The sequence below is a fragment of the Micromonospora sp. NPDC047670 genome (genome assembly GCF_043204915.1).
GTDB lineage: Bacteria > Actinomycetota > Actinomycetes > Mycobacteriales > Micromonosporaceae > Micromonospora.
Genome location: NZ_JBIDDA010000004.1, coordinates 138,855 through 151,160 on the forward strand (window position 1 = coordinate 138,855; position 12,306 = coordinate 151,160).

A 12,306-nucleotide genomic window follows, 5' to 3' on the forward strand; every position below is an offset into this window, starting at 1 on the left:
GGCGATGACCATCACGGTGACGACGCCCGCCGCCACGCGCTCCTGGACGCCCGTCTGCCCGCTCGACCGGCTGGAGCCCGACCGGGGCGTCGCGGCGCTCATCGACGGCGTGCAGGTGGCCCTCTTCCGCACCGCCGACGGGCTGTTCGCCCTCGACAACCTCGACCCGGTCGGCGGGGCGTACGTGCTGTCGAGGGGGATCGTCGGCAGCCGGGGCGGGGTGCCCACGGTCGCCTCGCCGCTGCACAAGCAGGTGTACGACCTGCGCACCGGGATCTGTCTGGACCTGCCCGGGGTCGCCGTGCCCCGGCACGAGGTGCGCTGCCGGGACGGACTGGTCGAGGTGCGGCTGCGACAGGAGGGGTGAATGCGCGACGAACTGGCCGGCTTCACCATCGGGGTGACCGCCGACCGTCGGCGGGACGAACTCGCCGCGCTGCTCCAGCGGCGTGGTGCCCGGGTGGTGATCGCCCCGGCCCTGCGGATCGTGCCGCTGGCCGACGACACCGACCTGCGCGAGGCCACCCGCGCCTGCCTGGACCGGCCGCCGGACATCCTGATGGCCAACACCGGCATCGGGATGCGCGGTTGGCTGGAGGCCGCCGAGGGCTGGGGGCTGGCCGAGCCGCTGCGCAGCGTCCTCGCCGACGCGTACGTGGTGGCCCGCGGCCCCAAGGCGCGCGGGGCGATCCGGGCCGCCGGCCTGCACGACCAGTGGTCACCGGACTCGGAGAGCTGCGACGAGGTGGTCGACCACCTCTGCCGGCGCGGCGTGGCCGGGCAGGTGATCGCCATGCAGCTGCACGGCGAGCGGCAGCCGGAGTGCACGATGGCGCTGGAGGCAGCCGGGGCCACCGTGATCGAGGTGCCGGTCTACCGGTGGGCGCCACCGACCGACCCGGCTCCGCTGCACCGCCTGATCGACCTGGTCGCCGGCCGGCTGGTCGACGCCGTCACGTTCACCTCGGCCCCGGCGGCGGAGGCGCTGCTGCGCGCCGCCGGTGACCGCGCCGACGCGGTGCTGGACGCGTTCCGGCACGACGTGCTCGCCAGCTGCGTGGGGGCGGTCACCGCGGAACCGCTGCTGCGGCGCGGCGTGCCGGTCAGCGCGCCGACCCGGGCCCGGCTGGGCGCCCTGGTCCGGACCATCGTCGACGAGCTGCCGCGCCGCACGGTCACCCTGAAGGCGGCCGGCCACCTGCTCACCCTGCGCGGGCACGCCGCCGTGGTCGACGGCGAGCTGCGTCCGCTCGCCCCGGCGCCGATGGCGGTGCTCCGGGCGCTGGCCCTCTCCCCGGGCCGGGTGCTGTCCCGCACCGCGCTGCTGCGGACGCTGCCGCGCGGCGCCGACGAGCACGCCGTGGAGATGGCGGTGGCCCGGCTGCGCGCCGGACTGCGCGCACCCCGCGTGGTGCAGACCGTCGTCAAGCGCGGCTACCGGCTCCGGGTGGACTGACGCGGGGGCCGCCGGGCGCGCCCCGGCCCGGGCTCACGCCGAGGGCGGCCCCCGCCGTCCGCTCAGCCGACCGGCGCCGGGTATCCCCGGCCGTGCTCGGCCTGGAGGCGGATCATGGCGTGCTCCACGACGGTCACCAGCACCTGCTTGACCGACTCCCGGTGCCGTGCGTCGGTCATCACCAGCGGCACGTCCGGCGAGATGGCCAGCGCCTCGCGGACCTCCTCCAGCTCGTACTGCGGCGCGCCGTCGAACCGGTTCAACGCCACCACGTACGGCAGCTTGCGGTTCTCGAAGTAGTCCAGCGGCGCGAAGGCGTCGGTGATCCGGCGGGTGTCGACGAGGACGGCCGCGCCCACGGCGCCCCGGATGATCTCGTCCCACATGAACCAGAACCGGGTCTGGCCCGGCGTGCCGAAGAGGTAGAGGATCAGGTCCTGGGCCATGGTGATCCGGCCGAAGTCCATGGCGACCGTGGTGGTCTCCTTGCCGGGCACCTTGGACGGGTCGTCGATGCCGACGCCGGCCGCGGTCATCACCGCCTCGGTTCTCAGCGGGGTGATCTCCGAGATCGCGCCGACCAGGGTCGTCTTGCCCACGCCGAAGCCGCCCGCGACCACGATCTTCGCGGAGATGATTCCCCGGTTCTGGCGGGCCCCGGCGGGGTCATAGCCTGCGAAGTCCACTTAGCACCCTTCCAAGGATTTCCATCCGCTCCTCGAACCCCTCGGCGGGAGCGGCAGTGTGTAGCGTCAGCAGGCTCTCGGCCACCATGTCGGCGACCAGCACCCGGGTGACGCCCAGCGGCATCCGGGTGTACGCGGCGATCTCGGCCAGCGACTGTGCCCGCCCCTCACAGACGGTGGCGATGCGGTGCTTGTCGTGCCCCGCGAAGCGGGACTCCGCGACCTGGGTCGGGCTGGCCGACAGGACCGCCTCCAGGGCGATGTCCATCTGGGCCTCGGTCCGACCGCGGGTGACCGCGTACGGCCGCACGAGCGCGCCGCGCGGGTCCACGCGCCGTTGGTCCATCCGCGATCACCTCCTCTCCCGGCCGGGCCCGCGGGCACCGGTCTTCTCGTCCCTGGCCGACGCGCAGCCCGCGTCGCGCCCCGGCTACGACCGCACGGCGTCCCGGGGCAACGGCACCAGGGCCGCGCCGACGCGCTCCACCAGGAGCGCCATCTCGTAACCCACCTGCCCGACGTCGCAGCTGCGGGCCGCCAGCACGGCCATCGACGAGCCGTCGCTGATCGACATCAGGAAGAGGTAGCCGCTGTCCATCTCGATGACGGTCTGCAGCACGCCGCCGGCGCTGAACATCCGGGCGGCGCCCTCGGTCAGGCTGACCACGCCCGAGGTGATCGCCGCGAGCTGGTCCGCCCGGTCCGCGGGCAGGTCCCGCGAGGAGGCGAGCAGCAGCCCGTCGGCCGACACCGCCACCACGTGGGCGATGCCCGCCACGCTGTCGGCGAAGTTGGTGAGCAGCCAACTCATGTCCTGCATGGCCGCTGGCCTGTTCATCGACTCGTCTCCTTGGTCGAGGTGCTGTTCTGGTCCGTTCCGGCCGCCCGGCCGCGCTGCACGCCGCGGTGGTAGGCCGACAACAGGCCCCGTACTTCGTCCGGGGTGCGCCGGCTGCGGTCGCGGCCGCCCCGGGGCTCGATACCGCCGGGTACGAGCTGCGCCTGCGGCACCCGCTTGGGCAGCCCGGAGCGGGTGGTGCCGGCGGCGGGCGGCTCCGCGGCCCGGCTGGCCCGGGACCAGCCCTCGTCGGCCGCCGTCCGCCAGGCGTTCGCGTCGGTGGCGGCGGCCGCCGGCGCCGGCTCCGCGACCGGCGCCGGGGCCGGCGTCGCGGGGGCGGCGTCCGCCGCCGCGGGCCGCGCCGGGGCCGGCGGGGTGTACGACGGCGGTGGCGGCTGCGCGGGCGGCGGGGTGGCCGTGCTGCCCGGCGTACGCGTGGGCAGCCGCGGCGGGCGCGCCTCGGCGGTCGGCGGCTGTGCCGTGGCCGGCGCCCCGGCGGACTGCTGGGCCTGTGGCGACTGGCTGAAGTCCGGACGGGTGAAGATCGCGGTGGCGTCGTTGCCGTGCGACCGGAACCACACCGCCTCCATCTCCCGGAAGATCGGCGCCTCGGCCGGCAGCTCGGCACGCGGGGTGATCGGCGCGGCCGGGGCGAGCGGGGCGGTGGCGGCCAGGTTGGCGCCGAGTCCCCGGCCCACGCCCGGGTCGGCGCCGAATCCGCCGGCCGTGGCGGGCGTGCCGGCGGCCGGCATCGGGGTGCTGGCCGAGGATCCGGCGACCGGGCCGACCGGCAGGACCGGCGCGGCCGGCGCGCCGGCCTTCTCGCCGGGGACGCGCTTGGGCAGCGGCTCGACCGTGGGGTAGGCGACGGTCGGCGTGCCGACCGAGCTGCCACCGCCGCCGGCGGCGAAGGCCGGCTTGGCCGGCGCCGCCGGGGCGGTCGACGGCGTTCCGGTCAGGCCGCCGGCCTGCACCGGGGACGTGGTGTCCCGTGCCTGCTCCGGCGCCTGCCACGGCGCCGGGGCGGACCGCCACTGGTCCGTCAGGGTGGCCGAGGCGGCCCGTCCCGCCCCGGCGAGCGGCTCGCCGAGGCCGACGGGGGTGAGCGGCGTCTGCTCGACCGCGAGCGGCTGCCGGGGCCGGGTGATCTGCTGGTCCCGGCTGTGGACCGGGGGCAGCACCACCGTCGCGGCGGGGAGCGTCACCTGGGCGACGGTGCCGCCCTCCACGTTGCGGCGCAGCTCCACCCGGATGCCGTAGCGGGAGGCGAGCCGGCTGACCACGGCCAGACCCATCAGCCGGAACGCCGCGACGTCGACGCTCGGCGGGGCGGCCAGCCGCCGGTTGAGCGAGTCCAGCTGCTCGTCGGTGAGGCCCAGGCCCCGGTCCTCCACCTGGATGAGCACGTAGTCCCGGATCCGCCGGCCGTCGGCGACCACGGTCGTGGTCGGCGGCGAGAAGCGGGTGGCGTTGTCCAGCAGCTCGGCGACGAGCCGCACGACGTCGTTGACTGCGTGCGCGGCCACCGAGATGTCTGTGTCGACGGTGCCGAACTCGATGCGGTTGTAGAGTTCCACCTCGGACTGCGCGGCGCGCAGCACGTCCACCAGGAGGGCGTCGTCGCGGCGCGGCACGGCGGAGTCGGCGCCGGCCAGGACGAGCAGGTTCTCGTCGTTGCGGCGCATCCGGGTGGCCAGGTGGTCCAGCTCGAAGAGCTGCGCCAGCCGCTTCGGGTCCTCCTCGCCGCGCTCGATCGCGTCCAGCTCGCCGATCATCCGGTCGACCAGAGTCTGACTGCGCCGGGCCAGGTTGAGGAACATCGCCGAGACGCTGGTGCGCAGCGCGGCCTGCTCGGCCGCCACGCGGACCGCCTCGCGGTGTACGACGTTAAAGGCGAGCGCCACCTGGCCGACCTCGTCGCGGGTGTTGAGCTGGATCGGGTCGCGCACCTGGCGGACGATCTCGTCGACGCCGCCGTCGCCGACGTTGCCGACGTTCTGCAGCCGCTGCACGGCGTCCGGCAGGTCGTGGTTGGCCACCGAGAGGGCGCCCTCCCGCAGCCGGCGCAGCGAGTGGTTGAGCGAGCGGGCCAGCACCACGGCGAGGGTCACCGCGATGACGAGCGTGAGCAGCACCAGCACCGACTCGATGACGGCCTGCTGGATGACGTCCGAGCGGGCCTGGTCGGCCTGGGCGAGCAGCTGGTCCTGGAGCCGGATCTCGGCCCACCGCATGAGGTCGTTGACCGCGCCGACGGCGGCGGAGGCGTCCTGGGCGGTCACCAGCGGGCGCTGCCCGACCGAGCGGGTGATGTCGGCGGCGACCCGGTCGGCGAGGGTGACCGCGTCGCCGGAGACGGTGCTGTCGACCAGGGCGCGCTGGGCCGGGTCGGCGGCCAGGGAGAAGGCGAGCAGCGCCTCCTGCTGGCCGGTCAGGGTGGCGACGAACGAGGAGAACTGCTCCTCGTCGAGCTGGCCGGCGGTCAGCGCGGTGAAGGCGACCGACTGCTCCTCGGCGACGGCCGCCTTGGCGCGGGCGAACGCGGCGACCGCGCGCCGGGCGTCGGCCAGCCGCTCCTCGCCGGGCAGTTGGGCGAGCCCGTCGCCGTACGCGACCAGGTCGGTGATGATGACCCCGTAGCGCAGCGCCGCCTCGGCGACCGCCATCTGCTGGCGGTCCAGCACCTTCTGCCGGGTGCCGTCGAGCGTCTCCAGGTGCTCGTCGATGGCCGCCAGCCGGTCCCGGACGGCCGCCGGGACCTCGCCGATCCGCCCGCGCTCGGCCCGGTAGGCGTCGATCCGCGCGTCGGTGCTGCGCACCCGCAGGTTGTACGTGTCGGCCTTCTGCGGCGTGGCCAGGAAGGCGGACGCCGCCATCCGCTCGGCGTGCAGGTCCTGGGTCAGCGCGGAGATGTCGATGGAGAGCGCGGTGAGCGCCCGGGCCCTGGTGGCGTCGAGGGCGCCCTCGCCGATGGAGACGAGCCGGACGGCGGCCAGCGCGAGCACCGCGGCGACCGGCACCACCAGGATCAGCGCCAGCTTCGACCGGATCCGCGCGTCGCGCAGCCGGAACAGGCGGCGACGCTTCGGCCCCCCGGTTTCGCCGCTGTCGGGCAGGGTCGTCGGTCCGGTGCTCACGACATCGCCTCCGTCGTTTCTTCCACGCCTGCCCCGCCGACTCGCGCCCGGTGCAGCGGACTGCGCCACACGCGGCACGGCCGCGATTTCATCAGAAGCGATCCTGTTTGGGAAGCCGCAGTGGGGTAGGAAACGGTCGGACGGCACGCATCCCGTGATCCGGTCAACTAATACCTTCATTTCCCCATGCCCGTGAACAGGGCATGTAACTCCAGAGTGGTCGTCCATGTCGGATTAGTAAGCGCTTGCAAAGTTCTCGTGACCCCACCATGTGGGATGCGCGTCCCGAAACGCCTCCGACCCCCGCGCTTGACCGCAGAGCCCGGCGTTGGCAAGGTTTTGCAGGCTTCGCGCACACCGTACGGCAGACCGATCCCGTTCCTCCACTGAGGACGGACAACCCGGCGGTGACCGGGCAGCGCCCGGGCCGCATCTGGAGGACTGAGTTGAGCCCCATCCGCTCCGCGACCGCCGCGGCGCTCGCATCGGCCGTACTGGCCACCACGCTCACCGGCTGCCAGTTCGGCGCCGACGAGCAGGACACCAGTCCCATCGTCATCGCGGCGGACCTCGAACTCTCCGGCGCGGCGGCGCCCGTCGGGAAGGCGTACCAGCGGGCTCTGGAACTGAAGATCGAACAACTTAACTCCTCGGGCGCCCTGAACGGCCGGAGGATCGAACTCAAGGTGAAGGACAACCGGTCCGACGCGGCCGAGTCGCTGCGGAACATCGGTGACTTCTCCGACGATTCCCGAGTCAGCGCGATCATCATGGGCGGCTGCAACGAATGCGCGGTCGGCGCCGCGCGGACCATCAACGAGAAGCGAATTCCCACCATTGCGCTCGCCTCGTCCAGCGCGGTGTCCAGTCCGGTCGCCGAACGGCGCTACGTGTTCAAGCTCGCCCCGAACGCGGCCGACAGCGCCGCCGCCCTCGCCATCGAGATGCGGCGGAAGGGTGTCACCAAGGCCGCCGTGTTGTACAGCGACGACGACTACGGCCGCGAGGGGCTGGCCGCGCTGCGCGCCGAGTTCGCCAAGAGGGGCATCAAGCCGCCGCGCGAGGAGTCGGTCAAGACCACCGACACCGAGGTCGGCGAGCAGGTCAAGGCGCTGACCGAGGACAAGCCGGACGCGCTGGTGGTGTGGACCCCGCCGGAGCAGGCCGCGCTCGCCGCCACCGCGGCGCAGCAGGCCAAGTTCAAGGGCTCGCTCTTCTTCGACGCGGCGGCCGCCGGCGACCTCTTCCTCGGCGCCGCCGCCCGGGCGACCGAGCGCGCGACGCTGGTCTTCACCCAGACCATGGTGATCGACGACGTCATCGCGACCACCCCGGCCAAGGCCGCCCGCCGGCAGTGGTTCCAGGACTACACGGCCCGGTTCGGCGGCTACAACGGCTCCTCCTCGTTCGCCGCCGACGCGGTGCAGCTCATCGCCGACGCCGAACTGCGCGCCGGCGGCGAGCCCGGCCGGGTCGACCGCGACGGCATCCGCGACGTGCTGGAGACGTCCCAGATGGACGGGCTGTCCGGGCCGATCCGGATGACGCCCGACAACCACTCCGGCCTGATGCCCCAGGCCCTCACCACCCTGGTCGCCCGCAACGGCCGGTGGCGCCTCGCGGGCTGACGGTGGTCGGCGGTGTGGGCCGCCGTACCCGGCTGCGGGCGGTCAGGCTTGATCCCCGCGCCGGGTACGGCGGCCACACCTCGGGCCGGTCCGGCGGTCCCCCGGTCGACGCCGGGTGACCGGTCGACCGGCGGTCACCGAGCCGACGTGGTGGCCCGGACCCAGGGCAGTGCGAGCCGCTCGACCAGGGACAGGGCGCTGTAGAGCGCGATGCTCATCACCGCGATCAGCACGATCGCCGCCCAGGCGGTCGCGGTGTCCCCGACGCCGTTGTACTGCAGGATCTGATAGCCCAGCCCCGGCTTGTCGGAGTAGAACTCCCCGATCACCGCACCGATCGCGGCCAGCGGCATCGCCACCTTCAGGCCCACGAAGACCTGCGGCAGCGCGGCCGGGAAGCGCACCTTGCGGAACGACTGCCACCACGACGCGTTCAGCGACCTGGCCAGCTCGGCCAGGTCCGCCGGGGTGGTGGTGAGACCGGTCGCGGTGGAGAGCACGATCGGGAAGAAACAGAGCAGGAACACCATGGTCAGGATGGGCTTCTCCCCCCAGCCGACCGAGACCACCAGCAGCGGGCCGAGGGCGATCTTCGGCACCGCGTTCACCGCCACCAGCAGCGGCGAGAACATCCGCTCGACGTGGCGGGACGCGGCCAGGGCCATCCCGATGAGCACTCCGGTGACCGCCGACAGCAGGAAGCCGACCAACGTCAGCACGGTGGTCATCCCCAGCGCCGGCAGCAGCACGTCGGCCGAGGCGGTCAGCGAAGTCCACACCGCCTGCGGCGGCGGCAGGGACGCCGGGTGCACCAGCTCCAGCACGGACGTGACCAGCCACCAGACGGCCAGCGTGATCACCGCACCGAACAGCGGCAGGCCGACGGCCATCGGGGAGCCGGCGGCCCGGCGGATGGTCGCGGCAGCCGGCGCCGTGGTGGGCGTCGCCACCGCTGGGGCGACGGTCTCGCGCTCCGCCCCGGTGCCGCCGGTGCGGGTACCGGTCGTCTCCGTCACAAGTTCTCCTCTCCTGCCGGCCGGGGCCGGCACGCGGCGGGGGTGCGGCCCACCGGTCGTCCCGGTCGGCCGCACCCCCGCGGCTGGTCGGCGTCGATCAGGCCTTCGGCGCGAGGCTGAAGTCGATGATCTGGTCGGGGGTGAGGTTCTGCTTGAGCTGGCCGGCGCCCTGCAGGATCGCGATGCTCTTGGCCACCCGGCCGCTGTCCAGGGCGCCCAGCTGGGTGCCGGAGTTGCTGGACCGCACGTAGGCGGCCATCAGCTGGAGCTCGGCGGCGGCCGAGGCCACGTCAGCGGCGGGCACGTTCTTCTTCAGGATCTCGCCCGCCTCCTGCGGGTTGGTCAGCGAGTACTCGAGGCCCTTCATCAGGGCCTGCGTGAACCGCTTGACCATCTCGGGCTTCTCCTTGGCGATCTTCGAGGAGGTGATCAGCACGTTGCCGTAAAGGTCCTGCATCACGTTGCTGTACGGCAGCAGGACGGCCTTCTTCTTGGTCACCGTCTCGATGGTCGGCTGGCCGACGACGAACTGGCCGATGCCGTCCACCGTGCCGGCGGCGAGCGTGCCCATCAGGGCCTGCGCCTCGCCGTTGACCCAGGTCACCTTGGTGGCGTCCACGCCGGCCAACCGGGCGTACGTCGGGAAGAGGTTGCGGACGACGGAGGTGGGGGTGTCGGCCAGCTTCTTGCCCTCCAGGTCCTTCGGCGACGCGATGCCCTTGCCCTCGACGGTGGCGATGGCGGCCATGGTGCGCTGCTGGATGGCGGCGACCGCGATGAAGTCCTTGGCCTGGCCGTTGCCGAGCTGGAGCAGCCCACCCGTGAGGTCGATCGGGCCGAAGTCGGCCTTCCCGCCGACGATCGTCTGGATCACCATGCCGGTGCCCTGGCCCGGCTTGATCTCGACGTCGAACCCGGCCTCCTTGAAGAAGCCCTTCTCCTTCGCGACCCAGGCGTACGAGTCACGGCCGAAGTTGCCGAACGAGGTGAGGTAGGTCACCTTCTCCAGCGCCCCGCCCTTGCCGCCCTTGGCGTCGTCGCCGGAGTCCGAGCCGCCGCTGCACGCGGAGACCAGGGCGAGGGCGGTGGCCAGCGCGGCTGCGGCGACCGTACGGGTCAGCCTTCTCATCAGTGCACCATGTCCTTTCCGACCGGAGCGGCGCACCGCCGCCGGAGGGGTTGTCTGGCGGGCCGGCCGAGGGGTGAGGCCGGCGCCACCGTCGTGAGGGGACTCATCGCGGGCACAGCGTACGAGAAAAGACCCTTCGTGTTGCGAGACGTATCGGGTTGCGGTACGGAAACAAACTCGCGCCGGCCTGGCCTGATGCGCCCAAATCCACTCGGGACGGGCCTCGGTCCACCCCGGACGGCCAGACGGCGACCGACGAGGGCTACCCTGTGCCGCGACTACTGATCGCCGACTCAGGGAGGCCGCCGGAGATGATCCGCCTGTCCGGGGTGTCCCGCACCTTCGACGGCCGCAGCGGCCGGGTGGAGGCGCTGCGCGGCATCGACCTGCACGTCGCCGACGGCGAGTTCGTGGCGGTGCTCGGCCGCTCCGGGTGCGGCAAGTCCACCCTGCTGCGCCTGATCGCCGGTCTCCTGCCGGTGTCCGACGGCGAGATCACCGTGGCCGGTACGCCGATCACCAAGCCCCGCCGCGACATCGCCATGCTCTTCCAGCGGCCGGCCCTGCTCCCCTGGCGCACCGTGCTGGACAACGTCCTGCTCCCGGTGGAGATCTTCGGCTGGAAGCGGGCGAAGCACCGCGAGCGCGCCCGGCAGCTGCTGGACCTCGCGGGGCTGAGCGGCTTCGAGAAGCGGCTGCCGCACGAGCTCTCCGGCGGCATGCAGCAGCGGGTCTCGCTGTGCCGGTCGCTGATCGGCGAGCCCCGGGTGATGCTGATGGACGAGCCGTTCTCCGCGCTCGACGCGCTCACCCGCGAGGAGCTCTCCGGCGAGCTCCAGCGGGTGCACATGGAGTCCCGGGCCACCGTCGTCTTCGTCACCCACTCGATCGACGAGGCGGTGCTGCTGGCCGACCGGGTGGTCGTGCTCAGCCCCCGGCCCGGCCGGATCCGCAAGGTGGTCGACGTCGACATCCCCCGGCCGCGCACCCTCGGCCGCAACGCGCACCTGGCGGACGTCGCCCGGGTCAGCGCCGACCTGCACGAACTCCTCATGGAGCGGGACCTGCCGGCGACGGCCGGCGCGGAGGGACGATGAGCATGCGGGTTTCCGTCTTCACGGAGCCGCACCGGGGCGCCAGCTACGACGACCAGCTCCGCTTCGCCCGGCTGGTCGAGGCCGGCGGTTTCGAGGGTTTCCTCCGCGCCGACCACTACCAGGCGATGGGCGACGAGCCGGGGCTGCCCGGCCCGACCGACGCGTGGCTGACGCTGGCCGCGCTGGCCCGGGAGACCACCCGGATCCGGCTCGGCACCCTGGTCACCTCGGCCACCTTCCGGCTGCCCGGCCCGCTGGCGGTGATGGTGGCCCAGGTCGACCAGATGAGCGGTGGCCGGGTCGAGCTGGGCATCGGCGCCGGCTGGTACGAACGGGAGCACACCTCCTACGGCATCCCGTTCCCGGGCGTCGGCGAGCGCTTCGACCGGCTGGCCGAGCAGCTGGAGGTCGTCACCGGGCTGTGGCGGACCCCACCGGGCGAGACGTACAGCTTCACCGGTGACCACTACCGGCTGGTGGACGCCCCCGCCCTGCCGAAGCCGGTGCAGGTGCCCGGCCCACCGATCATCGTGGGTGGACGCGGCCCGAAGCGCACCCCCGAGCTCGCCGCCCGGTACGCCGACGAGTTCAACATGCCGTTCAAGACCGTCGAGGAGACCGCCGAGGCGTACGAGCGGGTGCGGGAGGCCTGCGACCGGACCGGCCGGGTGGAGTCGGGGCGCGCCCCGCTGACGCTCTCCGCCGGGATCGTGGTCGCGATCGGCCGCACCGACGCCGAGGCGCAGCGCCGGGCTGCCCCGCTGCACGTGAAGAGCGCGCTGCCCCCGGAGGACCCGGTGGTCGGCTCGCCCGCGCAGCTCGTCGACCGGATCGGCGAGTTCGCCGCGATCGGCGCCACCCGGGTGCACCTGCGGCTGATCGACCTCGCAGACCTCGACCACCTGGAGCTCATCGCCGCCGAGGTGCTCCCCCGACTGGACGGAACCCGATGACCGACGCGCAGCTCGAACTCGGCCCGGTGGGCCAGGAGATCGTGTACGAGAACGACCGGGTCCGGGTGTGGCACATCCGGCTCGAGCCGGGCGAGCAGCAGCCGCTGCACCGGCACGACCACCCGTACCTGGTGGTGGCGGTCCAGGGCGCGAAGAACGTCGTGCAGACGATCGACGGAACCAGGATCGACGCCGACGAACCGACCGGTGGGGTGGTCTACCGGGACCCGGGTGCCGTGCACATGCTCACCAACGTCGGCGACACGACGTACCTGGCGCGTCTGGTCGAGTTGAAGTAATCGCTGGCCGGGCGGGCCGGACCCGCTCGCGGCGCGCCGGTGGCGACCTGCCCAGCAGGTGCGTAAC

General features: G+C 73.4%; 12 protein-coding genes. 6 read left to right on the forward strand and 6 right to left on the reverse strand.

Translation table 11 applies throughout. The annotated features are described in order from the left end of the window. Positions 1-4 precede the first annotated feature (4 nt). Both nirD and ACGF7U_RS11715 read left to right on the forward strand, forming a co-directional pair. The gene (gene nirD, locus ACGF7U_RS11710) at positions 5-367 is read left to right on the forward strand and encodes a nitrite reductase small subunit NirD (RefSeq protein ID WP_393105552.1); all 363 of its coding nucleotides are present in this window, start codon (positions 5-7) and stop codon (positions 365-367) included. Further along, positions 368-1,456: a uroporphyrinogen-III synthase gene (locus ACGF7U_RS11715; RefSeq protein ID WP_393105553.1), complete on the forward strand. Its 1,089-nt coding sequence runs from the start codon at positions 368-370 to the stop codon at positions 1,454-1,456. It begins immediately after the preceding gene. Between the two features lie 62 nt (positions 1,457-1,518). Here the strand turns inward: ACGF7U_RS11715 and ACGF7U_RS11720 are convergent, their stop codons facing one another. The 4 genes from ACGF7U_RS11720 to ACGF7U_RS11735 all read right to left on the reverse strand — a co-directional run bounded on the left by ACGF7U_RS11720 (position 1,519) and on the right by ACGF7U_RS11735 (position 6,117). Next, positions 1,519-2,142, reverse strand: coding sequence for an ATP/GTP-binding protein (locus ACGF7U_RS11720; protein WP_393105555.1), 624 nt, complete (start codon positions 2,140-2,142; stop codon positions 1,519-1,521). Next, entirely contained in the window at positions 2,123-2,488 is a 366-nt protein-coding gene (locus ACGF7U_RS11725; protein WP_393105557.1) for a DUF742 domain-containing protein, read from the reverse strand. Before ACGF7U_RS11725 ends, ACGF7U_RS11720 begins: the two co-directional genes overlap by 20 nt. A gap of 84 nt (positions 2,489-2,572) precedes the next feature. Then, positions 2,573-2,980, reverse strand: a complete 408-nt coding sequence (locus tag ACGF7U_RS11730; protein ID WP_067359650.1) for a roadblock/LC7 domain-containing protein — start codon at positions 2,978-2,980, stop codon at positions 2,573-2,575. Further along, positions 2,977-6,117 (reverse strand): nitrate- and nitrite sensing domain-containing protein, encoded by a 3,141-nt coding sequence (locus ACGF7U_RS11735; protein WP_393105559.1) that lies wholly within the window; start codon positions 6,115-6,117, stop codon positions 2,977-2,979. The genes ACGF7U_RS11730 and ACGF7U_RS11735 overlap by 4 nt, the downstream gene beginning before the upstream one ends. A 446-nt stretch (positions 6,118-6,563) precedes the next feature. Here ACGF7U_RS11735 and ACGF7U_RS11740 point away from each other — a divergent pair, with 446 nt between their 5' ends. After that, entirely contained in the window at positions 6,564-7,745 is a 1,182-nt protein-coding gene (locus ACGF7U_RS11740) for an ABC transporter substrate-binding protein (RefSeq protein ID WP_393105561.1), read from the forward strand. A 134-nt stretch (positions 7,746-7,879) separates the two neighbouring features. Here the strand turns inward: ACGF7U_RS11740 and ACGF7U_RS11745 are convergent, their stop codons facing one another. Together ACGF7U_RS11745 and ACGF7U_RS11750 are read right to left on the reverse strand one after the other, a co-directional pair. Continuing rightward, on the reverse strand, positions 7,880-8,695 hold the full coding sequence (locus ACGF7U_RS11745; RefSeq protein WP_393106243.1) for an ABC transporter permease: 816 nt from the start codon (positions 8,693-8,695) through the stop codon (positions 7,880-7,882). A gap of 163 nt (positions 8,696-8,858) precedes the next feature. After that, on the reverse strand, positions 8,859-9,890 hold the full coding sequence (locus tag ACGF7U_RS11750) for an ABC transporter substrate-binding protein (protein ID WP_393105563.1): 1,032 nt from the start codon (positions 9,888-9,890) through the stop codon (positions 8,859-8,861). A gap of 311 nt (positions 9,891-10,201) precedes the next feature. Between ACGF7U_RS11750 and ACGF7U_RS11755 the strand changes: the two genes are divergently transcribed. Genes ACGF7U_RS11755 through ACGF7U_RS11765 form a run of 3 tightly spaced genes read left to right on the forward strand, consistent with a single transcriptional unit; the run spans position 10,202 to position 12,239 of the window. Next, on the forward strand, positions 10,202-10,987 hold the full coding sequence (locus ACGF7U_RS11755; RefSeq protein ID WP_393105565.1) for an ABC transporter ATP-binding protein: 786 nt from the start codon (positions 10,202-10,204) through the stop codon (positions 10,985-10,987). A gap of 2 nt (positions 10,988-10,989) precedes the next feature. Then, positions 10,990-11,940: an LLM class F420-dependent oxidoreductase gene (locus ACGF7U_RS11760; protein WP_393106245.1), complete on the forward strand. Its 951-nt coding sequence runs from the start codon at positions 10,990-10,992 to the stop codon at positions 11,938-11,940. Then, the gene (locus ACGF7U_RS11765) at positions 11,937-12,239 is read left to right on the forward strand and encodes a cupin (protein ID WP_393105567.1); all 303 of its coding nucleotides are present in this window, start codon (positions 11,937-11,939) and stop codon (positions 12,237-12,239) included. The genes ACGF7U_RS11760 and ACGF7U_RS11765 overlap by 4 nt, the downstream gene beginning before the upstream one ends. The last annotated feature ends 67 nt before the right edge of the window (positions 12,240-12,306 follow it).